General features: G+C 62.3%; 23 protein-coding genes and 1 pseudogene. 8 read left to right on the top strand and 16 right to left on the bottom strand.

Annotation, left to right across the window (positions count from 1 at the left end; translation table 11 throughout):
• Positions 1 to 73: 73 nt before the first annotated feature.
• Positions 74 to 526 (bottom strand): nuclear transport factor 2 family protein, encoded by a 453-nt coding sequence (locus tag EJ073_RS14120; RefSeq protein WP_245455588.1) that lies wholly within the window; start codon positions 524 to 526, stop codon positions 74 to 76.
• Between the two features lie 35 nt (positions 527 to 561).
• On the opposite strand from EJ073_RS14120, the gene EJ073_RS14115 reads away from it, so the two are divergent.
• Both EJ073_RS14115 and EJ073_RS14110 read left to right on the top strand, forming a co-directional pair.
• Complete coding sequence (locus EJ073_RS14115; RefSeq protein WP_245455586.1) at positions 562 to 1,224, top strand: hypothetical protein; 663 nt, start codon at positions 562 to 564, stop codon at positions 1,222 to 1,224.
• A 350-nt stretch (positions 1,225 to 1,574) separates the two neighbouring features.
• Positions 1,575 to 2,762 carry an acyltransferase gene (locus tag EJ073_RS14110; RefSeq protein WP_126056276.1) on the top strand — a complete coding sequence of 396 codons (1,188 nt, stop codon included), beginning with the start codon at positions 1,575 to 1,577 and terminating at the stop codon, positions 2,760 to 2,762.
• A gap of 267 nt (positions 2,763 to 3,029) precedes the next feature.
• Here the strand turns inward: EJ073_RS14110 and EJ073_RS14100 are convergent, their stop codons facing one another.
• From EJ073_RS14100 to EJ073_RS14080, 5 genes are read right to left on the bottom strand one after another with little or no spacing between them, the layout of a single operon-like run.
• Positions 3,030 to 4,319 carry an FAD-dependent oxidoreductase gene (locus EJ073_RS14100; RefSeq protein WP_189375256.1) on the bottom strand — a complete coding sequence of 430 codons (1,290 nt, stop codon included), beginning with the start codon at positions 4,317 to 4,319 and terminating at the stop codon, positions 3,030 to 3,032.
• 5 nt (positions 4,320 to 4,324) lie between these two features.
• Positions 4,325 to 5,299 carry a branched-chain amino acid ABC transporter permease gene (locus EJ073_RS14095; protein WP_189363233.1) on the bottom strand — a complete coding sequence of 325 codons (975 nt, stop codon included), beginning with the start codon at positions 5,297 to 5,299 and terminating at the stop codon, positions 4,325 to 4,327.
• Positions 5,296 to 6,204, bottom strand: a complete 909-nt coding sequence (locus tag EJ073_RS14090) for a branched-chain amino acid ABC transporter permease (protein ID WP_126056274.1) — start codon at positions 6,202 to 6,204, stop codon at positions 5,296 to 5,298. Before EJ073_RS14090 ends, EJ073_RS14095 begins: the two co-directional genes overlap by 4 nt.
• Positions 6,201 to 6,968, bottom strand: a complete 768-nt coding sequence (locus EJ073_RS14085; RefSeq protein ID WP_126056273.1) for an ABC transporter ATP-binding protein — start codon at positions 6,966 to 6,968, stop codon at positions 6,201 to 6,203. The genes EJ073_RS14090 and EJ073_RS14085 overlap by 4 nt, the downstream gene beginning before the upstream one ends.
• Positions 6,965 to 7,765 carry an ABC transporter ATP-binding protein gene (locus EJ073_RS14080; RefSeq protein WP_126056272.1) on the bottom strand — a complete coding sequence of 267 codons (801 nt, stop codon included), beginning with the start codon at positions 7,763 to 7,765 and terminating at the stop codon, positions 6,965 to 6,967. Before EJ073_RS14080 ends, EJ073_RS14085 begins: the two co-directional genes overlap by 4 nt.
• A 163-nt stretch (positions 7,766 to 7,928) precedes the next feature.
• Here EJ073_RS14080 and EJ073_RS14075 point away from each other — a divergent pair, with 163 nt between their 5' ends.
• From EJ073_RS14075 to EJ073_RS14050, 6 genes are read left to right on the top strand one after another with little or no spacing between them, the layout of a single operon-like run.
• Positions 7,929 to 8,660, top strand: a complete 732-nt coding sequence (locus tag EJ073_RS14075) for a GntR family transcriptional regulator (RefSeq protein ID WP_126056271.1) — start codon at positions 7,929 to 7,931, stop codon at positions 8,658 to 8,660.
• The gene (locus EJ073_RS14070) at positions 8,657 to 9,148 is read left to right on the top strand and encodes a DUF3830 family protein (RefSeq protein ID WP_126056270.1); all 492 of its coding nucleotides are present in this window, start codon (positions 8,657 to 8,659) and stop codon (positions 9,146 to 9,148) included. The genes EJ073_RS14075 and EJ073_RS14070 overlap by 4 nt, the downstream gene beginning before the upstream one ends.
• Entirely contained in the window at positions 9,141 to 9,494 is a 354-nt protein-coding gene (locus EJ073_RS14065) for a TIGR04076 family protein (RefSeq protein ID WP_126056269.1), read from the top strand. The genes EJ073_RS14070 and EJ073_RS14065 overlap by 8 nt, the downstream gene beginning before the upstream one ends.
• The gene (locus EJ073_RS14060) at positions 9,491 to 10,546 is read left to right on the top strand and encodes an aldo/keto reductase (RefSeq protein WP_126056268.1); all 1,056 of its coding nucleotides are present in this window, start codon (positions 9,491 to 9,493) and stop codon (positions 10,544 to 10,546) included. The genes EJ073_RS14065 and EJ073_RS14060 overlap by 4 nt, the downstream gene beginning before the upstream one ends.
• 5 nt (positions 10,547 to 10,551) lie before the next feature.
• Entirely contained in the window at positions 10,552 to 10,980 is a 429-nt protein-coding gene (locus tag EJ073_RS14055) for a hypothetical protein (protein WP_126056267.1), read from the top strand.
• Positions 10,981 to 11,029: 49 nt separating this feature from the next.
• Positions 11,030 to 12,289 (top strand): ABC transporter substrate-binding protein, encoded by a 1,260-nt coding sequence (locus EJ073_RS14050; RefSeq protein ID WP_126056266.1) that lies wholly within the window; start codon positions 11,030 to 11,032, stop codon positions 12,287 to 12,289.
• 378 nt (positions 12,290 to 12,667) lie between these two features.
• On the opposite strand, the gene EJ073_RS14045 is transcribed toward EJ073_RS14050, so the two are convergent.
• The 10 genes and pseudogenes from EJ073_RS14045 to EJ073_RS14000 all read right to left on the bottom strand — a co-directional run bounded on the left by EJ073_RS14045 (position 12,668) and on the right by EJ073_RS14000 (position 20,032).
• Positions 12,668 to 13,705 (bottom strand): Gfo/Idh/MocA family oxidoreductase, encoded by a 1,038-nt coding sequence (locus EJ073_RS14045; protein WP_126056265.1) that lies wholly within the window; start codon positions 13,703 to 13,705, stop codon positions 12,668 to 12,670.
• Between the two features lie 7 nt (positions 13,706 to 13,712).
• Positions 13,713 to 14,162: a type II 3-dehydroquinate dehydratase gene (gene aroQ, locus EJ073_RS14040; protein WP_126056264.1), complete on the bottom strand. Its 450-nt coding sequence runs from the start codon at positions 14,160 to 14,162 to the stop codon at positions 13,713 to 13,715.
• Positions 14,163 to 14,196: 34 nt separating this feature from the next.
• Positions 14,197 to 14,565, bottom strand: a complete 369-nt coding sequence (locus EJ073_RS14035; RefSeq protein WP_126056263.1) for a 5-carboxymethyl-2-hydroxymuconate Delta-isomerase — start codon at positions 14,563 to 14,565, stop codon at positions 14,197 to 14,199.
• 14 nt (positions 14,566 to 14,579) lie between these two features.
• Positions 14,580 to 15,437, bottom strand: coding sequence for a shikimate dehydrogenase (locus tag EJ073_RS14030; protein ID WP_190233856.1), 858 nt, complete (start codon positions 15,435 to 15,437; stop codon positions 14,580 to 14,582).
• An 18-nt stretch (positions 15,438 to 15,455) separates the two neighbouring features.
• Positions 15,456 to 16,229 (bottom strand): amino acid ABC transporter ATP-binding protein, encoded by a 774-nt coding sequence (locus EJ073_RS14025; RefSeq protein WP_189362980.1) that lies wholly within the window; start codon positions 16,227 to 16,229, stop codon positions 15,456 to 15,458.
• A gap of 8 nt (positions 16,230 to 16,237) precedes the next feature.
• A complete protein-coding gene (locus EJ073_RS14020; protein WP_126056260.1) occupies positions 16,238 to 17,062 on the bottom strand; it encodes a transporter substrate-binding domain-containing protein in 825 nt (274 codons plus the stop codon).
• A gap of 40 nt (positions 17,063 to 17,102) precedes the next feature.
• Positions 17,103 to 17,752, bottom strand: a pseudogene (locus EJ073_RS14015) (amino acid ABC transporter permease).
• Positions 17,753 to 17,761: 9 nt separating this feature from the next.
• Positions 17,762 to 18,427 carry an amino acid ABC transporter permease gene (locus tag EJ073_RS14010; RefSeq protein ID WP_126056259.1) on the bottom strand — a complete coding sequence of 222 codons (666 nt, stop codon included), beginning with the start codon at positions 18,425 to 18,427 and terminating at the stop codon, positions 17,762 to 17,764.
• A 46-nt stretch (positions 18,428 to 18,473) separates the two neighbouring features.
• Positions 18,474 to 19,295: a sugar phosphate isomerase/epimerase gene (locus EJ073_RS14005; protein ID WP_126056258.1), complete on the bottom strand. Its 822-nt coding sequence runs from the start codon at positions 19,293 to 19,295 to the stop codon at positions 18,474 to 18,476.
• Entirely contained in the window at positions 19,295 to 20,032 is a 738-nt protein-coding gene (locus EJ073_RS14000) for a GntR family transcriptional regulator (protein ID WP_126056257.1), read from the bottom strand. The genes EJ073_RS14005 and EJ073_RS14000 overlap by 1 nt, the downstream gene beginning before the upstream one ends.
• Between the last annotated feature and the right edge of the window lie 91 nt (positions 20,033 to 20,123).

Genomic DNA, 20,123 nt, shown 5'->3' with positions numbered 1-20,123 from the left:
TCGGACTGATCAGCCATAAAATAGTGCACTGTCACCGCAATTCGGTTGAGCGTTTCGTTTGCCGCCCCAGCTGCTACTCGACGATCTTCCAGTACGAGTCCTTGCGGATCACCTTGCCGTCGCGGAACGTGTAGAAGTCGCAACCGCGGACTTCTTTTCTCGTCCCGTCGCGGGCAGTGCCGGTGAGGAGCCATTTCGAGATGCCGGTATTGGCCGTCGCGTCCACGAAATGCTCACCGTTGCCGTAGTGAACATCGGGCAAGCCTTCGAAGCGTGCAGCCAGCGCATCGCGAACTTTCGCTTTGCCTTCGAAGCGGGAACCCCATGGCTTGTTGCCTCTCGGCATCTCCAGGACGCAGTCGTCGGCAAAGCACGCCATGATGCGATCGAGATCGTGGGCGTTGAAGGCCTCGCATAGCTCCGTCAGCGTCGATCGAATGTCCATTCGCCCGTCTCCTCCGGTCGGATAGCAGATAACGTGCACGTTCGATGATCGAAGTAGGTCACCGGCGGCGATGCCGGTCAAGGTCTCCGAGGCTCCCGCAAAACGCGTCCCCGCTCATGCCCCTCCGCATCATTCCCGCCACGCTGCGCGATCTCTCCTACATCGCCGCCAACCTGCGCCCCGAAGACCGGGTCGAGATCGAATGCCAGCTCGACCATTGGACGCCGGCGCTGCTGGCGCTCACTGCCCTGCAGGGCATTGCCCATGTCGCCGAACTCGACGGCAATCCGGAGGCCGGCTTCGGCGCCGCCGAGCAGCGCGGCGGGCTGTGGATCGCCTGGAGCTGGGGCACGCGCCGCACGCGGCGCTGCGTGCCTCAGATCACGCGCTTCTTTCATACCGTGCTTGGGCCCAGGTCGCGGCCAGGGGCGCCTGGCGGGTCGAGGCGAGGGCGCTTGCCGGGAACAATCTTGCCTTGCGCTGGCTGGACAGGCTCGGCGCCACGCAACGCTGCCGCCTGCCGGGCTACGGCAAGAACGGCGAAGATTTCTTCCTCTATGACTGGACAAGGGAAACGTGGAAAAATGTGTCTGTTTCAAAAACCGCCGGAACTGAAGCCGCTGCCGCCGACGCCGACCGCGCAGGACAAGGACGTGCAGGCGCGCGAGGCTGCGCTGCGGGCTGAGCTCGAGCAGCGCCAGGGCACGCTCTCCACGGTCAAGACCGACCTCGCGCCCGGCGATCTCGCCGGCCGTCGCCGCGTGCTGCTCGGAGTCTGACGCCATGACCGCGATGAAGCGAAGCTTTCGCCGGCGCGTGCTGGACTGGTGGTACTGGCGCCGGCATGCGCGGCTGGTGAAGCGGCGGTGATATGGCTGATCTCGCCCGCGAGGGACACAAGGGGGAGATCGGCAGTTCCGGCCTCCGCCTTTCCTCCCGGGTCCCCCAAAACCTCCGCTCATGTTGCACTGCGTTAAATTTGTTGCATTGCGATATCAGCGCACCGGCTCGAAACTCCTCGCGGCGGGGTTTTCTGCACGGGGTTTTGGCGTGTCAGTATCATCCCGGCCACCGGCCTGCCTTGATGAACGATTTGCATTGCTGAAGCTCCCGCTCTCAAGGAGTTCGCATGACCCGATCCCGTGTCGAATGCCTGGACGGGCTTCGGGCGCTTGCCGCGATGTGGGTGCTTGTCGGGCACTGTCTGCTTCTGACCGGCTGGCGTGTTCCGGTCCTGGGCGAACCGGATCTCGGCGTTGATCTCTTCATCATGCTGTCCGGTTTCCTGATGGTGTTCCACTACCAGCTTCGCCAGGACAGGGAGCCTTGGCAAAGTCCGGAGACCTGGCTGAAATTCTGGACACGCCGCTACTTCAGGATAGCGCCGCTGTTCTATGTCATGCTTTTCCTGGCGCTGGCGCTCGGGCCCTATCTCTACGAATCCAGGACGGTCATCGACGACTTCCTGCTGAGATCGCATCAGGCGCCCGAGCGTTACCTCGACAGCGGCCTGAAGAACATCGTCGCCCATCTTCTGTTCCTGTTTGGCCTGTTGCCGAATTTCGCCTACCGCACGCCGCTTCCCGACTGGAGCCTGGGGCTGGAGATGCAGTTTTACGCGGTCTTTCCGGCCGTCATGCTGCTTGTCCGCAGGCTCGACTGGATACGGAGCGCCGTGCTGATCGCGGCGCTCGGCGGCCTCGTCGTGTTTGCGATGGGGCAAATGTCGGTGCATTTTCCGATGCCGTCGTTCCTGGCGCTGAAGATGCAGATATTCCTGTGCGGGATGCTTTTGGCCGGCGTTCTGCATCCGAGCCGGCTACGGCCCATTCTCCATCTGGCGTTGGCCATGCTGTTGGCGGCGCTGCCCTATGGCGGCGAATATGGGCTGGGAAAGCTGCTGATACGCGAAGTGCTGGTGATGGGCTTCTTTGCGCTTGTGCTCTATCGGATGCTGCCGGGAATGGCGGCTGTCGTGGCAGCAAGGATAGCCACGACGCTCGGCAACCGGTTCTTTCATCTGATGGGAGAGCTTTCCTTCAGCATCTACCTGATCCATCTGTTGGTTCTCCAACCGGTCGCGGCTTTCGTCATCACGCAATATGGCCACGATCTGGTGGCGCCGCTTCGCTTCGCGATCGTCCTTCTCATTGTCCTGCCAACGGTTAGCCTGCTGTCTTGGATCACCTATAACCTGATCGAGATTCCGGGCCAGAAGGCTGGCCGTTTCGTCGTCCAGCGCTTCGGCCGCAAGACGATGCTGGAAACGACGCCGGCGTCGGCCGCTGCACATGATCCAGCCCCTGGTCGGCGATGACGACGGAGATTTGCTCGTCGGTGCGGTCGCGGGAGAGCTTGAAGTCGGGGAAGTCGACCGAGCGATAGTTCGGACGGGTCGCCTTCCAATAGCGGTCCAGCCGGGCGATATCTCGATCACGTCGGAGGCCTTCCGGTTGCCCGCCTCGAGAAAGGCGGTGAACGCCTCGATCCGGCGGATGCGCAGCCAGCTGCGGCTAGCGTAGCGCGAAGGGCAGCATCAAAGTCGGCGACGAGGTCGCGATCACCGCGACCGTCGGAACCTCCCCTACCCAGTCCGATCCAGCCGGTCGCGCAGCATGCTCCACGGCAACAGCATGTTGGGCGCATAGCGCAGCAGGCCGTGGAACGGGATCGGCGCTGCCGGCGCGAATGGCAGCTGTAGGCTCCGCGCTTCTGTCCCGGCCGCCCAGTCGGCCAGCACCTTGCCCATGGCCGTGGTCATGGCGATGCCGCGCCCGTTGCAGGCGCGCGCGGCGATCAGACTTGGGCCGAGGTCGATCAGATGCGGCAGGAAATCCGGTTCGACGGCGGCGATCCCCGACCAACTATACTCAAGCGGCGGCAGGTCAGGCAGCTCCAGACACCGCGCTATTCGCCGCCAGAGTATTTGCGGCACGCGCCCGTCGGCGCCCGCGCTCACCACATGCATGCCGCCGCTGATCAGCCGGTTCTGGGCATCGAAGCGGAAGGTGATGAGATTGCGTCTGGTGTCGGAAAAACCCTGGCCGCCTGGCAGCAGGCGCTGGCGCGCCTTCGGGGGCAAGGGCTGTGTCGCGATCTGGAAAACCTTCAGCGGGAAATAGGTCCGCCGCAGTGTCGGGTTGAGCCCTCCGCCATAGGCGTTGGTGGCGATCAGCACCTTGCCGGCACGCAGTGAACCCGAAGGCGTCTTCAGCGTCCAGCCGTCGGACGCACGGTCGATCGATGTGACGCGCGTGTGCTCGAAAATCCGCGCGCCGGCCTTTTCGGCGGCATCGGCCAAGCCGCGCGCGAATTCGACCGGATTGAGCACCCCGCCCGAGTGGTCCATCCAACCGCCGGCATAACCACAGGCACCGGTCAACGCCTCGGTCTGCTGGGGGTCCAGCATCACGGCCGGCCTGCCGCGCTCCGCCCATTGCCTGGCGCGGGATCGGATTTTTTCGAGAGCAGCCCATGAGTGCGCCGCCTGTATCCAGCCGTTCTGCACGGCGTCGCAGGCGATGCCATGCCGCTCTACGAGGCCGAAGACGAGGTCGGCGCTGCCGGCGGCGAATTCGATCAGCCGCTCGCCGCGCTGGGGGCCGAGATGCGCGGATATGGCGTCCGGATCCATCTTGGCGAAGTTCGGCACGACGAAGCCTGCATTACGGCCGGTCGCCCCCCAAGCGATGATTTCGGCTTCGAGGACAGCCACCGAAAGACCTTTGGCGGCGGCATGCAGGGCCGTCGAAACACCGGTAAAGCCGCCGCCGACGATGGCAAGGTCGACATCGAGCCTGTCTTCCAGCGCTGGCCGGGGAAGGCGATCGCGACTGACCGCGTGCCACAACGAAAGCGCTTCCTGTCGCGCCATTGGGTTCAGGACCTCTCGCTGGCGGTGGCCTTCGCTCGCTTGCCGAAGCGCATTCGCCGCGGCCGTTCACCGAACAGGCCGTTCGGCCGGACCAGGAGGATGACGCACAGCATCACGCCGATGGCGACGATTTGCAGCGAAGCGGCGCGTGCCTGCTGCTCGGGCGAGAACAGGATGCTGGTCATGGTGCCCGATCCTGCCCATATCGCCCACACCAGGATGCTGCCGACGACGGCGCCGGTATTGCTGCCCGAGCCGCCGACGATCAGCATCACCCAGACCTGGAAGGTCAGGATCGGCAGGTAATTGTCGGGCGCGATGAAACCGGTAAAATGCGCTTGCAACGCGCCGGCCAGCGCCATGACGGCGCCGCCGACGGCAAAAGCCTGGACCCGGTAGAAGCGCGCGCTCTTGCCGAGCGAGATCGCCGCGCGTTCGTCCTCGCGCAGCGCCTTCAGCACCCGCCCCCACGGGCTGCGCGACAGGTGCTCCAGGGCCAGATAGACGATCAGCGTGACCGCGCAGACGATGGCAAGGTTGGAGAGGTTGAACAGCAATGGGGTCTCGGCGAGGCTGCCGAAGGGGCGCGGAATGAAGCCGATGCCGAACGGGCCGCCGGTGAGCTTTTGTGCGTTGAGCGCGACCAGTTGCACGACGACGGCGACGCCGAATGTGGTGATCGCAAGATAGTCGGACCTGAGACGCAGTGTGGCGATGCCGGTCAGCGCGGCGGCAATACCGCCGACGACCATGGCGCCAAGCCAGCCGGCCAGGATCGGCAGGCCGAAGCCGCCCACGCGTGCGGCATCGTCGGGCGTGGTCAGCAAGGCCGAGGTGTAGGCGCCGATGGCGACGAAGCCGGCGAGCCCGACATTGAACAGGCCGGTCAGCCCCCATTGCAGGTTGAGCCCGAGCGTCACCAGCGAGAAGATCAGCGCGGTGGTCAGGAAGAATGCGCCGTAGCCTACGAGGTCGATCATCTCTCCCGAACTCCGAAAAGGCCGATCGGCCGCACGAAAAGCACCGCCATCAGGATGATGAAGGACACGGCGGCGCGCCATTCGGCGCCGATCAATTGCACCGCCCCGGCTTCGGCGATTCCGATAATCAGGCCGCCGAGCACTGCGCCCGGAATGCTGCCGATGCCGCCGAGGATGGCGGCGGCAAACATCGGCAGCAGCATGTCGAAACCCATGAAGGGGCGGATCTGCACCAAAATGCCGATCATCACGCCGGCCACGCAGGCAAGGGCCGCGCCAAGGATCCAGGTGACGCGCACCACGCCGGCGACGTCGATGCCGACGATGCGGGCAAGAGCTGCATTCTGGCTGAGCGCCTGCATGGCGCGCCCGATCTGGGTGCGCGTCATCAGGAGATGCACGCCGAGAACCAGCACGATGGTCAGCAATAGCAAGGCGATCTGGTCGGGCGTGATGCGGATACCGAAGCCGACCGGCATGGCGATCTGGATCGCCCGGCTGAAATAGGTCGGCCGCGAGCTGAAGGTGAATTCGAGCAGGCTGCGCAGCGCCATCGAGGCGCCGAAGCTCGCCATCACCACGATGATCGCCTGGCCCTGCGCGCGCAGCCGCGAAAACAGCACCTTGTCGAGGAGCAGTGCCAGCAGCGCTGTGAAGGCCATGCCGACAACAAGTGCGACCAGGAGTGGCCAGCCGAAGGAGAGGGGCGCGATCGGCGCCACCTTGCCGAAGATCGCGCCGATGGCGCTGACGACGGCGAGCGTCGCATAGGTGCCCCAGGCCATGAAGTCGCCATGGGCAAAATTGGAGAAGCGCAGAATGGAGTAGGTCAGCGTCACGCCTATCGCTCCGAGGCCGATCATCGAGCCGGTCAGCAACCCGTCGACGACAAATTGCAGACTCATGCCGCGCCTCCGTTCTCGGCGTGCCCCGTCTTCTTTGTGCTGAGAGGGCGCTGGCCGAGATAGAGCTCGGCCACAACCGGATCGTTCCATAGTTCGGAGGCAACGCCCTCATGGCGATCCTTGCCCTCGACCAGCACATAGGCGCGGTCGCCGATGGCGAGCGCTGCCTTGGCGTTCTGTTCGACCAGCAGGATGGTGACGCCGGACTTGCGAATGGCCGAAAGCATTTCGAACACCATCGACACGAATTTCGGCGACAGGCCGGCCGACGGCTCATCGAGCACCAGCACCTTGGGATGGACGATCAGCGCTCGCGCCACGGCCAGCATTTGCCGTTGCCCGCCGGAAAGATTGCCGGCCGCGGCTCGGCGCTGGCGCGCCAAGTCGGGGAACATGGCGTACATCTCTTCGACACGGCCCGGCGCCTCGCGCCGCTCGAAAATGCCGCAGGAGACCTTCAGATTGTCCTCCACCGACATCATTGGAAAGACGTTTTCGGTCTGCGGCACAAAGGCAAGGCCGAGGCGGACCATGGTGTGCGCCGGCGCCGCGGTGATGTCCTTGCCATCGAGCAGCACCTTGCCCCGGCTGATCGGAACAAGGCCGGCGACGGCCTTGATCAGGCTCGACTTCCCGGCGCCGTTCGGCCCGAGGACGACGACGATCTCGCCCTTGTTGACAGTGATCGAGGCGCCGCGCACGATCGGCACCCCAGGCTCGTAGCCGGCCTCGAGTTCACTGACGTCAAGCACGGCTTCACTCATGCCGCGCCCCCGAGATAGGCCTCGATGACGCGTTGGTCGCGCGCCACCTCGTCGGCGGTGCCCTCGCACAAGAGCTCGCCGCTCGCCATCACCAGCACGCGGTGGCAAAGCCGCGTCACCATGTCGATGTTGTGCTCGATCAACAGGAAGGTGATGCCGCTCTCGTTGATGTCGCGGATGCGGTCGATGATGACCTCGAGCAGGGTGGCGTTGACGCCGGCCGCCGGCTCGTCGAGCAGGATGATCGCCGGGTCGGCCATCATCACGCGGGCGAGTTCGAGCAGCTTGCGCTGGCCGCCGGAAAGCACGCGTGCCGGCTCGTGCGCCAGCCGGGTCAGCGAGACGAGTTCCAGCAACTCGGCGGCTTTCCTCGCGGCGGCTCTCTCCTCGGCGGCGACCCGCCACGGCGTGAGGAAATTGGCAAGCAGCCGCTCGCCGGTCTGCCCTTGCGCGGCAAGCATGACGTTCTCGATCAGCGTCAAATTGGGCAGCGGCCGCGGAATCTGGAAGGTGCGGCCGAGGCCACGTCCGATGCGGCGGTGCGCGGCCTCGCCCGATACCAGGGTCCCGTTGAGACGGATCTCGCCGCTGGTTGGCAGGATGCTGCCGGCCAGAAGGTCGAACATCGTCGTCTTTCCGGCGCCGTTCGGACCGATTAGTCCGAGGATTTCGCCCGACCCTACCTCGAACGACACGTCGTTGACCGCGACAAGACCACCGAAGCGCCTGACGAGGTTGCTCGCTGTCAGAACCGGCGCACGGGTCTCCGGCCCATGCTGTGTCGCCGTCTCGATCATCAGTCCCTCTGGCCGCAGCGATCGTTGTCGCTTTCTGAATTTTGATATGTGATCACACTTGCTTTGATCACGGTATTCGGCTTTAATTTTATCCGCAAGCCGAAAACGGCCAAGCCCTTGTCAAAAGAGAAGCCGGCCAAAAACGGGCCAGGATCGGAACGCCATGCAGAAGGCTACCGCCGAGCGGAAGAACGATGCGATCGGCGCCCAGCTTGCGCCTGTCGGCCGAGAGACCGTTCAGGACCGGGTCTATTCAGAGCTGCGCCGCGCTCTGATTGGCGGCCTGTTCGAGCCAAGCCAGATGCTGACCATCCGCGGCCTTGCCGACGCGCTGGTGACCTCGACCATGCCGGTGCGCGAGGCGCTCGGACGACTGATCACCGAAAAGGCCCTGGAAGCGCTGCCCAACCGCTCGGTGCGCGTGCCGCCGATCACGCTGGAACGCATCGACGATCTTTTGCGCGCTCGCATCCTGATCGAGGGCGAAGCGATTGCACTGGCCGCGACCCGCATGGGCCCGCGCCAGATCGCCACCATCGAGACCATTCTGGGCGAATGGGACGAAATGCGCGCGCTCAAGCACAAGAAGGATGTCGATCGCGAAGTGACGCTGAACCAGAGCTTTCATTTCGAAATCTACCGGTCCTGCGGCTCGGCGGTGCTGATCCCGATGATCGAGAGCCTGTGGCTGCAATCTGGCCCCTGCATCCGCGTCGCCATCTACGCCTTTTCGGAAGCCGGCGAGGTCGACACAGCCCAGTATCACCGCCGTATCGTCACGGCGCTGGCCACGCAGGACGCTCAGGCAGCGCGCGAAGCGCTTGTCGCCGATATCAGCCGGCCGTTCACCTTCCTGCGCCACAAGCTGCAATCGGCAGCGAAAGACCAGACATGACTTCCATCAGGATCACCGAGCCGCGCTCGAAGCTTTCCGTGACGGCGCTGTTGCTGCCCGAGAAAGCGCCGGAAAACGTTGCTTTCCTGGGTGCCTATCTCGGTAGGCCGCGGATCATCCCCGGCATCCATGCGATGTGGACCGGGCCTGAAATCTCCTGTCCGGTTCCCGCTGCCGATCTTGCGGGCCAGGCCTATGCTCAGCCTCTGCCAGCAGAAAACGCGACGCTGACGCCGCAGCCTGGCGACATCGTGCTGTCCTACGTGCCGCGGCGCGTCTGGGGCGGCAACCCCAATGCCATCTTCGACATCGGCCTGTTCTACGGGCCAGGCGCGCGGCTTCTGTTCCCGATCGGCTGGCTCGCCGGCAGCGTGGTGGCGCAGGTGGTTGCCGAGGAGCGCGATCAGTTCGCCACTGCCTGCGCCGTCATCCGCCGCAACGGCGCCTCCGACATCTCCTTCAGCCTGGTGGAGGCCTCAAATGGCTGACGACAGTTTCGAGCTCTTCGATCTTCGCGTAGAGGCGGTCATCCCCGAAGGCAAGCCGATCTATTGCGGCGCCAAGGCGGGCGACTATTTCGACCTAAAGGGCGAGATGTTGTCGTTGCCGGCCGGGCAGGGCTTTTCGATCTATTCGCTAGCCGCCGTGCTGCCGCTGCTGGCGGCCAAGCAGCGGCCGACGCACGCCAATGACTGGATGACGTCGGACGCCGAGATCGCCTGTCCCGATCCGAACTGCGCCAGCCGGCTCAGGATCGTCAGGGTGGCCAAGCGGCGGTTCAGCCATGCCGAAACGACGGCGGTGCCGCTGCCGGGGAAGACGGAGCACAAATGACTGCCAGGACTTTCGAACTCGCCACCGGCTACACCATCTCGCGCGTCATCCGCGGCGGCTGGCAACTGGCCGGCGGTCATGGCGCGATAGACCGCGAGCAGGCGGTGGCCGACCTGATCGCCACTCTTGACGCCGGTATCTTCACCTATGACTGCGCCGACATCTACACCGGCGTCGAGGAGCTGTTCGGCGCCGCGCGGCTGCGGCTCGCCAACGAGCGCGGCCTTGATGCCGCCGCCAGGATGAAGGTGCACACCAAGCTGGTGCCCGACCTCGAACGGCTGGCCGGCATCAGCCGCGACTATATCAGGAGCATCGTCGACCAGTCGCTGCGCAGGCTGAAGACCGAGCGCATCGATCTCGTGCAGTTCCACTGGTGGGATTATGCGCAGCCTCGCTATGTCGAGGCCATGGCCTGGCTCGACGAGCTGCGCCGCGAGGGCAAGGTGCGCAACCTCGGCACCACCAATTTCGACACGCCGCGGCTCGCCGAGATCCTCGCGGCAGGCATTCCGCTGGTCAGTCAGCAACTACAATATTCGGTGCTCGACCAGCGGCCGGCGGACAGGCTTGCGGCCCTTGCCGCCAGGAACGGCGTCGGCTTCCTCTGCTACGGTTCCGTAGCTGGCGGCTTCCTCAGCGATCGATGGCTTGGCGCTGCCGAACCGGCGACGCCGCTCGAAAACCGATCGCTGGTCAAATACAAGCTTATCATCGACGACTTTGGCGGTTGGGACCTGTTCCAGCAATTGCTGCGGGCATTGAAGACGGCCGGCGATCGCCACGGCGTCGACATCGCCACGATCGCCAGCGCCTGGGTGCTGGAACAGCCGCAGGTCGCGGCCGTCATCGTCGGCGCCCGCAACCAGGCGCATGCGCTTGCCAATGCGGCAATCATGGACGTGCAACTGAGCCCCGACGACAAGGCGACGATCGGCGCCGTGATCGCGCAAAGCCCCGGCCTCGAAGGTGACGTCTACACGCTGGAGCGCGACCGCCATGGCCGCCACGGCTCGATCATGCACTACAATTTGAACGCGGGTCGGATGTGAGCGCCATGAGCCAGCAGGCCTCGCTGTTTTCCCGCGCCAGCACCGAGATCGTCGATCTGCATCGCTTCTTCGTCGACTGGTTCGTCGCCGCGCGTGCCGACACCGTCGACTTCGGTCGCTTCGAAGCCATCATGGGCGAAGGCTTGACCATGATCGCGCCGAGCGGCGCGATCCTCGGTCGCGATGTGGTCGTCGACCATGTCAGACAAAGCCGCGCCACCTTCGATGACGGCTTTGCCATCTCGATCGAGGACATCCGGCCCGGCTGGCAAACCGACGACACGATCGTCGTCCTCTATGTCGAGGCGCAGCTGCGCGGCGGCAAGCGCAGCCGCCGCCAGTCGAGCGCCGTCTTCACCACCAGTTCATCGGCGCCAAACGGCGTCGAATGGCGACATCTGCATGAGACCTGGTTGCAGGTGCCGGAACGCTGAACAGGCTCAAGACATCAGACCACAATCGAGTAACTCAAGGGGAACAACAATGAGAAACACGATACTGAAATTCACCGCCGCGCTCGCTCTCGTCACGTTGGCAGGTGCGGCTCAAGCCGCCGATTGCAAGATCACCGTCGGCCTCGTCATGGAGTTGACAGGCCCCGCCGGCGAATACGGCCAGGCCGGCGCCAAATCGGTCGAGATGGCCTTCCGCGACATCAATGCCGCGGGTGGGGTACGCGGCTGCGACCTTGCGACCGACACGCGCGACAGCCAGAGCCAAGGCAATGTCGCGGTCGATGCCGCGACCCAGCTCGTCCAGGTCAAGAAGGTGCCTGTGATCATCGGCGGCATTATCTCCTCGGTGTCGATCCCGATCCTCACCTCGGTCACCGCGCCAGCCAAGATCGTCCAGGTCTCACCCGCTTCCTCGTCGCCGACGCTGACCGCGCTCGGCCGCGACGGCAAGACCAACGGCATCTTCTTCCGCACCATCACCTCGGATGCGCTGCAGGGCGTGGCCGCCGCCAAATACGCCATCGACAAGGGCTTCAAGAAGCTCTCGGTCATCCATGTCAACAACGACTTCGGCGTCAACATGGTGGCCGAGTTCTCGCGCGCCTATAAGGCGCTCGGCGGCACTATCGTCTCTGACACGCCCTACAACGAGAAGCAGTCGAGCTATGCGTCGGAAGTCACGGCGGCGATGGCCGGCGAACCGGACGGGCTCTATCTCGTCAGCACGCCGGTCGACGGCGCCACCGTCGCCCGCACCTGGATCTCGCAGGGCGGGGTGCAGAAGTTCCTGCTCAACGACGGCATGAACAGTCCCGATTTCATCGATTCCGTCGGCGCCGACTATCTCGAGGACGCCTACGGCACCTCCTCCGGCACCAGCCCGACCGCGTCGACCGATTATTTCAACAAGAACTACAAGGAATTCTCAGGCATCGAGCCATCGAACCCGGCCGCCGATCGTTCCTACGACGCCGGCGCCATTGTCGGGCTTGCCATCGCCATCGCCGGCTCCGACGACCCGGCCAAGATCAAGGACGCCATGTACAAGGCGGTCGATCCGGCCGGCACGCCGATCTATGCCGGCAAGGACGAATTCGCCAAAGCGCTCGGCCTGATCAAGGACGGCAAGCCGATCCGCTACGAAGGCGTCATCGGTCCGGTTTCTTTCGACAAATATGGCGACATTACCGGTCCGTTCCGCTTGTGGAAGATCGTCGACGGCAATGTGACGACCGACGGCGAGATGACGACGGATGATGTCAATGCGCTGCAGGCGAAGTTGCAGTAAAGGTCATTCGCTTGGCGCCGAGCGCAATTGAGATCGGCGCCAAGCGAGATAGCTTTGTAAGGATACAGATGCGTCGAGCGTTCAGCGGGGGACGACGCTGTGCGGCCGTGGTGCATGTGCCGGTGAGGGCTGCACATTGACCAGGCCCGCCGGGGCGTGTCGTGCGTCACCGGACTTTGCTGGTTCAGGCGCGGCGGCGGCAGCGCACAATGCGCCCTGGCCAAGGCTCGATTCAGGCGGCGACCGCCAGCGGCAAACATTCACATGGGATAAGGCGGCGACGGTTCCTCCGCCAAAAGCGCGGTGTTGAGCCGGCGTCTCATCGCACCGGAAGCAAGGAGACGCGAAGGGCGAGCAGGCGGTCACATTACTCATGCGTCAGTTCAACTCGATACGTTCTCCCGTTGCCGCCGAGCGTTTTACCGCATCGACCACCCTCAAGGTTTTGAGCCCCTCACGCCCGCTGACAAGCGGCGGTTCGTCTCCGCGGATCACCTTGCAGAATTGTCTGATCTGCAGAACAAGTGGGTCCTCGTCGTCGACCTCGATACGCGTTTGGTCAAAGGGTTCCCACCAACTCCGTTTACCAGGATTGCGCCAGACCTCGAGCGACGGAACAGCCAGCGATCCGTGCGTCCCTCCGATCATGTAACAGGATTGCTCGGTCTTGGGGTAAGCCGGATTCTCTCCGGTTGTCATCTCCCAGCTCCACGGTGCGACCACTGCGTCCGAGACTGTCGCAGTTCCCAACACTCCGTTCTTGAACTCAATCAGGATCACAGCCGTTTCCTCAACTGCGTTGCCGCGCACCGCGTTGAACTCGCGTGCCTGAACCGCAGCCACATCGCCGAAAAGGTAGCGCAGATTGTCGACATCGTGGATGAGATTGAGGAAAACCGGCCCCGCGCCGCGCTCACGACGCCACGAGATGTCGAAGTAGTCGTCGGGTTTGAATAGCCAGAACATCGCATTGACAACAAGAACGCGACCAAGCTTTCCGCTTTCGATGATTTCCTTTGCCTTCTGCATCATCGGATTGTGTCGGCGGTGATGACCGGTCAAAAGAGGAACACCTTTTGCCTCAGCCGCTGCGATCAGCTTTTCCCCGGATGCAATGTCATCGGCGATTGGCTTCTCGATGAGTGCAGGAATGCCGGCTTCAACGGCTTCCAACCCGTTCTGGACGTGAGCCGGGTTTGGCGTAGCCACGATGATCCCATCAGGTCGGTCTGCGGCAATCATGTCCGCGAAGCCTGGAAACCACTTCACGCCGGCTTCCTTGGCAATGGTCTCGCCAACCGGCGTGGGATCGACCACGGCGCTGAGTTGCGCCGAGGGCTCGGCCAGGACGTGCTGAATATGGCGCTTGCCGATGAGGCCTGCCCCAACGACGGCCAGCTTGACCCGTTGGGTCATGGTCACCTCAGCACTTGCCCGCCGCCTTGATCATTGTCGCCGCACGTCGGATGGCAAGCTGGTATCCTTCCGTGCCAAGGCCGCAGATCACGCCGTCCGCGCGGTGCGAAACGAACGAATGGTGTCGGAAGCTTTCGCGCTTGTGCACATTGGAGATGTGGATCTCGATCACAGGCCCCTCGAATGTGTTCAGAGCGTCGAGGATCGCGATCGAGGTATGGGTGAAGGCTGCCGGGTTGATGACGATGCCCGCACCGTCCTCGCGCGCCTCATGAATCCAATCGATGATCTCGTATTCCCGGTTGCTCTGATGAAAGAGGATTTCATGGCCGAGGTCGGCTGCCAGCTTGCGGCAGTCCGCCGCTACGTCTGCGAGCGTTTCATGCCCGTAGATATGTGGCTGGCGTTTGCCAAGCAGGTTGAGGTTTGGTCCGTTGAGAACGTAGATCAGGCTCATGGCATAGTGTCCTTCTTGAGCAACGCTGTCCTGGTCAGACGAACGCGATTGCTTGAACGGCAAAATCAGGGTCCGACTCGTAGAGATCCGCGCGCAGGCCGAGCTTTCCAGCTTCGAGAGCAGGCGCGGCGATCGTCCGCGCGGCCTCGAGAACGGCAGTGAGAAGCTTCTGCTTGGTCTTTGCAGTACGACCCGGTGCCATCCGCACGATGATTTGAATGAAATGATGATCGACATGCTCATCGCCAACGCAGGAGTATGTCGCCTCCCGCGCAAGCGTGCGCACGGCGGAAGGTTTCACAAGGCCGCCATCGCGAACGCAGCGATGCACGGTCAGCGTCAGTCGATCCATCGCTACATGCTCGCCTGCGCCCCGGCTATAGTCGATGATGATATGCGGCATTTGGCATTTCCCCATCAAGCCGACAGGCGGCATAGGTCCGTAAAGTGAAGGGACATGCGGTCTGCGTCCGGTGCTATCCCGGTGAACAATTCGAAAGCCGCTGCTGCCTGGTAGACGGTCATGCCGCCGCCCCGAAGGGTCCGGCAGCCTTTTCCTTCGGCGAGAGCAAGGAGCTCTGTGACGAGTGGCATATAGACGATGTCGGCCACCCAATGCCGTGGCAGAAGCCATTCCGCATCTATGGGCAAACCAGGATGGCTCTTCATACCCGTCGGCGTCGCGTGGATAAGGCCGTCCGCGGAGCGCAGGGCGCTGCCGACATCCGTCGTGGCACGCGCGCAATCCCTTGAGAACCGATCGTTCAACTGCTGGGCCAAGGTTTCCGCCCGTTTTGAATCCTGGTCAAAGATCGACAATGTCTCAATACCGAGCTTGATTGCTGCATGGGCCACGGCGACACCGGCGCCGCCGGCGCCAAGCAGCACGGCATGCGACTTGGCGACGTCCGGAAGTCCGCGCTGGAAATTCTCGTAGAAACCGTACCAATCCGTGTTGTGGCCGATCCTCTCGCCGTTGCGAAAGACCACGGTGTTGACCGCACCGAGCATCTCTGCATCCTCGGAAAGGCGACTGAGGTGGGCGATCACCGTCTGCTTGCACGGATGTGTAATGTTGCTGCCGGCAAAACCGCGCTGCTCTGCCTCGTCCAGGAGGTCCGGCAGCGCGGAGGCGGGAAGGCCTCGCTCGGAGAAGTCGAGAAGCTCGTAACGGTAATCGAGGCCCTGGCGTCGCCCCTCCGTTTCGTGGAGGGCCGGGGACTTTGACATTTGAATGTCGGCACCGATCAGCCCCACGAGGAATTTCTTTTGCATTGGCATCGCTTTCGAAAGTCAGTGATGGGCCAGGATTTCACCGAGGAAGGTTTTCGTGCGCTGGTGCTCGGGAGACTTGAAGAAGACCTCCGGTTCGGCCTCTTCGACAATTTCTCCGGAGTCCATGAAGATGACGCGGTCAGCGACCTGACGGGCAAACCCCATCTCGTGCGTGACGCAGATCATCGTCATGCCGTCACGGGCGAGCCCGATCATGGTGTCGAGCACCTCTTTCACCATTTCGGGATCGAGGGCAGAGGTCGGTTCGTCGAAGAGCATGACCTTCGGCTCCATGCAGAGCGCGCGGGCAATGGCGACGCGTTGTTGTTGTCCGCCCGATAGCTGCGCGGGATATTTGTCCGCCTGGTCAAGGATACGAACGCGCTCGAGATATTTTCGAGCCAGTCGCTCTGCGTCAGCGTGGCTCACGCCACGAACACGCATTGGGGCGAGGGTACAGTTCTGAAGTACGGTTATGTGGGGGAAGAGATTGAAGCTCTGGAAGACCATTCCCACTTCGCGACGTACAGCGTCGATGGATTTGGTGCTTCCGTCCAGTACGTGACCCTCGACGACGATCTTGCCTTCCTCGATCGTCTCGAGGGCATTGATGCAGCGGATTAACGTTGATTTCCCGGAGCCTGACGGCCCGCAGAGGACGATCTTTTCGCCTTTGCGGACCGACAAACTGATGGATTTCAAGGCATGGAAAGTGCCGTACCACTTCTGCACATCCTCAAGGGAAATCAGCTTCGATTGATGTTTTGCGGAATTGAGCACGGAACCCTCCATTTGGGCTTTTACTGCACGGTGAACGGGATGTTCGGAATGGATTCCGGGAACTGCGGCAGATCGATCGCCATCCATTTCTTCGTGATGGCGGCGAGCTCACCATTGGCCTTGATTTTGTCGATGAAGGCGTTGACGGCTTCGTTCCAGTCCTTCTCGCCGAGACGGGTACCGACGCCGTTGTAGGTCGTCAAAAAGTTAATCTTGCGCTCGTACGTGCCGGCACTCGCCGCATCCAGACGTTGACCATAGAACTGGTTGCCCCCAACCGCCTTTACCTGTCCGGAGACCAAAGCCTGGATGGTTGCGGCGTCGTCATCAAAGCGGCGAACCGTTGCGGTGGATCCGACGGCGTTCGTTACTGCCTTGTCCTGCGAACTGGATTTCGGAACGCCGATCTCCCATCCGGCAACGTCTTCAGGCTTCGTAACGGTGTCGGATTTGGCAGCATACAGCGAAATCGTGTTGGCGGCGTAAGGCTTGCTGTACTGAATTGCTTTCGCGCGTTCTTCCGTCATCGCCATCGTTGCGAACAGGATGTCGACTTTGCCGGTGGTAAGCGCCGGAATTCGGTTGGCAACGGCGAGTGGCTGGAATTGAACCTTCACGCCCAATTCCTTGGCAAAAAGGTTGGCGATGTCAGCGTCGAAGCCGTCCTGCACGCCGCTTGTGTTGACGAACCCCCATGGCGCATTGTCACCCTGGATGCCGACCACGAGCGTGCCTTTTGCCTTGATTTCCTCTACAGTTGCCGCAGAGGCTGCGGCAGTGCCAATGGTTGCGAAGGCAATAGTTGCCAGTGCAAGTCCAAGAAAAATCCTACGACTGTTATGCATGCTTTTCTCCTCCTTACGAGTTTTGCTTCCAGCGAAGCGGTTAGCGGGCAGCTTTCGCCATCCGTTTTTCAAGGCGACTTCCCGCATGGGAGAGCGGCCAGCAAATGATGAAGTAGATTGCGCCGACGATCCCGAAGACGAGCAGCGGACGATAGGTCTGGTTTGAAATGATCTGACCGGCGCGGGTCAGTTCAATGAAGCCAACGATTGCTGCCAGCGACGTGCCCTTGGTGAGCTGGACAAGGAAGCCGATCGTGGCCGGCATCGATATTTTCAGGGCCTGCGGCAGAATGACGTCTTTCATCCGCGAGACATAATGCAAACCGAGGGCGTTGGCGGCTTCCGTCTGGCCCTTCGGCACAGCCTGGATGGAGCCGCGCCAGATCTCGCCCAGGAAGGCGCTGGCATGGAGCGTGAAGGCGACTGCGACCGCGATCCACGCGTTAACGTCGATGCCCAACAGCGCAACGCCGTAATAGACAACGAAGAGCTGCATCAGAAGGGGCGTGCCCTGGAAGACGCCGATATACCCTGCGGTGATCGTCCGGGCGACCTTGTTCTTCGAGGTGCGCAAGAGCGCGATCAGGATTCCGAATATCCCCCACCGATGAAGCCCACGATCGCAAGCAGCACGGTCCATTTCAAACCCTGCATCAAAAAGAGAAATTGATCTTCTCCGATGGGACCCATGGCTGCTTCCTATCGCGTCGGGTAGTTGAAGTAGTGGCGAGAAATGAGCGCAAAGAGGCCCATCATCAGGCTTGAGATGGCCAGGTAGATAGCGGTCACCGTGAAATAGACTTCGAAGCTGCGGAAAGTGTCAGACTCAATGCGCTGAGCGGCCGAGGTCAGCTCGTAGGCGGCGATCGAGGTGCAGACAGACGTTGTCAGTGTCAGCATAATGAACTGGCTTGTGAGCGAGGGATAAATCGCCCGCAGCGCCGGCTTGAGCACGATGAGCCGGAAGACATCCGCCTTGTGAAGACCAAGTGCGAAACCTGCCTCGATCTGGCCGCGCGAAACGCTCTCGATCCCGCCGCGGATGATCTCGATTGCGTAGGCCCCACCATTGATGCCGAGGGCAATGATCGCCGTGACGGTCGGATTGAGGCGGATGCCCATGAGAGGAAGGGCAAAATATATGAAGAAGATCTGCACCAGGAATGGCGTATTGCGCACAACCTCGACGAACATGATCACGGCAGCCCGCGTGATCCCGCTCTTGGAACTCCTTGCAACGACGCCCAGGAGCCCGATGACGAGTGCGAGGAGCATCCCAGCTAACGCAAGGCCAACCGTTCCAAGCGAACCCCATAGCAATTCCGGGGCGCGGTCGAGGACCGCACCGAAATCAAACGTATACATGTAAGACTTCCTCCTCCTGACCGGCCTAGGCCGCGTCGGCGCCAGATCAGTGATCTGGTTTCAAAATTCCCAGTGCGCCGGCATGCAGATGTTTTAAATGTGCTTTCGGGTCCACCGGCCCGACGAGTGGCACTTCGACCGAGATAGCAGCGCCGTGTTCAGTTGCCGCACAGAGGTCCTTCAATGGCAGTTCGCCTTCTCCAGGAGCGAGCCTGCCGCTTCTCGCCTCGGCGATCATTGCGTCCGATGTTTTGGGCGCAGGCCCGCGGACGTCGCAAAGCTGGATGTGCTTTACCTTCCCTGAATTTGCGCGAAGCTCGTCGATCGAGGCGCCGTTTCGGAAGAAGTGAATCCCGTCAACAAGGGCACCGGCGTTCTCTGCTCCACAGGCATTCAAGATCGCTAGGCTGTCGCGAAAGGTCCTTACCGTCCGCCAGCCCATGTTTTCGATGTCGACTGACATGGCATATCGCGCCGCGAGGGCGCAAAACTCAGACAGGTTTGTGGCAAGACGGCCGCCGTCTCGATCATCGCCGCAAACACTCAGCCGGCGCGCCCCTATGTTCGCAGCGGCTGCCACGGTCGCCTCGTGGGAGGCCGCAAGGAAGCTCTCGTCGATCACGAAGAACTCGATATCGAACACCTTGATGCCTTCGCCATCGGCAACTGTCTTGAACTCCTGGGCACTGTGGCTGCCCACCGGCAACTCGTAAAAGGGGGCTCCGGGAAAGGCGGGGTGCAGGCGAAGCCCTATCGAGGCAAAACCCGCCCGAGCAGCTATCAACGCGAATTCCTTGGGCGGCAGCGCGATCGATGAAAAATGCGCTACGCCCAGTTCAAGGCCCGGCCCTGGCGTCGCGACGGTCATCACAAGGTGCCCTTTGTCGCAAGGTGGTTGCGCAGATTGGTTCCCGTGCGGTGGATATGCTGACGCAACATATCGCACGCATAGTCCAGATCCCTGGCGACGGCTCCCTGAGCGATCTCACTGTGCTCCTGGCTGACGTTGCGGTCACCCGACGTGCGGGTCAGAAACACCCGGCGATAACGGTCGTTGAGATTAAGCAGCAGGCTGCAGAAATGGAGCAGGATTGGCTTCCCGCAGCCGGAAATAAGTGTCAGATGGAATTCGCGGTGGAACTCTTCCCAGCGCTCGAGTGTCTCGGGGCGGGCCGCGTCACGCTCAGTGCGGTTAAGGCGATGCAGCGCGCGCATGACGTTGCCTTCCCACTCCACATCGCCGATCCGCATGGACTCGCGAAGGGCAAAGACTTCGAGCTCTTCGCGCAGGACGGTGATCTCTTCCAGATTTGCCAGGGAGATTGATGAAACGCGGTAGCCGCGATTGTCCTCGAACTCCACTAGACCGTCCGATATCAGCCGCGCCAACCCTTCACGCAGCGGACTGAGGCTTACGTTGAACGTCTTGCGCGCCTTGTCGAGATTGATCTTGCTGCCGGCCTGAAGCTCGCCGGAGATGATCGCCTCACGAAGACGGGATGCAAGCTGGCTCCCAATCGTGTTTTTGCCGTCGTCGAGGAATCCAGAAGACGATGGAGCATCTTCTGCCGGCGGAGCAGATGCGCCGTCATCATGCGGTACCATTGTCCCGGCTCCCAAGATTCATTCGTCGATGATCGGTATTATAAACGATTATTCTTGTCAACTTCGGACGCGATGAAATCTGCGAAAAAAG

The sequence above is a fragment of the Mesorhizobium sp. M4B.F.Ca.ET.058.02.1.1 genome (assembly GCF_003952505.1).
Lineage (GTDB): Bacteria > Pseudomonadota > Alphaproteobacteria > Rhizobiales > Rhizobiaceae > Mesorhizobium.
Note: the sequence above shows the minus strand (reverse complement) of the source record. Positions and strands in the feature narration are given on the sequence as shown.

Bases quoted from the DNA above. Each gene is read 5' to 3' on its own strand.
- EJ073_RS14115 (WP_245455586.1), top strand. From the start codon at position 562: ATGCCCCTCCGCATCATTCCCGCCACGCTGCGCGATCTCTCCTACATC.
- EJ073_RS14110 (WP_126056276.1), top strand. From the start codon at position 1,575: ATGACCCGATCCCGTGTCGAATGCCTGGACGGGCTTCGGGCGCTTGCC.
- EJ073_RS14100 (WP_189375256.1), bottom strand. From the start codon at position 4,319: ATGGCGCGACAGGAAGCGCTTTCGTTGTGGCACGCGGTCAGTCGCGAT.
- EJ073_RS14095 (WP_189363233.1), bottom strand. From the start codon at position 5,299: ATGATCGACCTCGTAGGCTACGGCGCATTCTTCCTGACCACCGCGCTG.
- EJ073_RS14090 (WP_126056274.1), bottom strand. From the start codon at position 6,204: ATGAGTCTGCAATTTGTCGTCGACGGGTTGCTGACCGGCTCGATGATC.
- EJ073_RS14085 (WP_126056273.1), bottom strand. From the start codon at position 6,968: ATGAGTGAAGCCGTGCTTGACGTCAGTGAACTCGAGGCCGGCTACGAG.
- EJ073_RS14080 (WP_126056272.1), bottom strand. From the start codon at position 7,765: ATGATCGAGACGGCGACACAGCATGGGCCGGAGACCCGTGCGCCGGTT.
- EJ073_RS14075 (WP_126056271.1), top strand. From the start codon at position 7,929: ATGCAGAAGGCTACCGCCGAGCGGAAGAACGATGCGATCGGCGCCCAG.
- EJ073_RS14070 (WP_126056270.1), top strand. From the start codon at position 8,657: ATGACTTCCATCAGGATCACCGAGCCGCGCTCGAAGCTTTCCGTGACG.
- EJ073_RS14065 (WP_126056269.1), top strand. From the start codon at position 9,141: ATGGCTGACGACAGTTTCGAGCTCTTCGATCTTCGCGTAGAGGCGGTC.
- EJ073_RS14060 (WP_126056268.1), top strand. From the start codon at position 9,491: ATGACTGCCAGGACTTTCGAACTCGCCACCGGCTACACCATCTCGCGC.
- EJ073_RS14055 (WP_126056267.1), top strand. From the start codon at position 10,552: ATGAGCCAGCAGGCCTCGCTGTTTTCCCGCGCCAGCACCGAGATCGTC.
- EJ073_RS14050 (WP_126056266.1), top strand. From the start codon at position 11,030: ATGAGAAACACGATACTGAAATTCACCGCCGCGCTCGCTCTCGTCACG.
- EJ073_RS14045 (WP_126056265.1), bottom strand. From the start codon at position 13,705: ATGACCCAACGGGTCAAGCTGGCCGTCGTTGGGGCAGGCCTCATCGGC.
- aroQ (WP_126056264.1), bottom strand. From the start codon at position 14,162: ATGAGCCTGATCTACGTTCTCAACGGACCAAACCTCAACCTGCTTGGC.
- EJ073_RS14035 (WP_126056263.1), bottom strand. From the start codon at position 14,565: ATGCCGCATATCATCATCGACTATAGCCGGGGCGCAGGCGAGCATGTA.
- EJ073_RS14030 (WP_190233856.1), bottom strand. From the start codon at position 15,437: ATGCAAAAGAAATTCCTCGTGGGGCTGATCGGTGCCGACATTCAAATG.
- EJ073_RS14025 (WP_189362980.1), bottom strand. From the start codon at position 16,229: ATGGAGGGTTCCGTGCTCAATTCCGCAAAACATCAATCGAAGCTGATT.
- EJ073_RS14020 (WP_126056260.1), bottom strand. From the start codon at position 17,062: ATGCATAACAGTCGTAGGATTTTTCTTGGACTTGCACTGGCAACTATT.
- EJ073_RS14010 (WP_126056259.1), bottom strand. From the start codon at position 18,427: ATGTATACGTTTGATTTCGGTGCGGTCCTCGACCGCGCCCCGGAATTG.
- EJ073_RS14005 (WP_126056258.1), bottom strand. From the start codon at position 19,295: ATGACCGTCGCGACGCCAGGGCCGGGCCTTGAACTGGGCGTAGCGCAT.
- EJ073_RS14000 (WP_126056257.1), bottom strand. From the start codon at position 20,032: ATGGTACCGCATGATGACGGCGCATCTGCTCCGCCGGCAGAAGATGCT.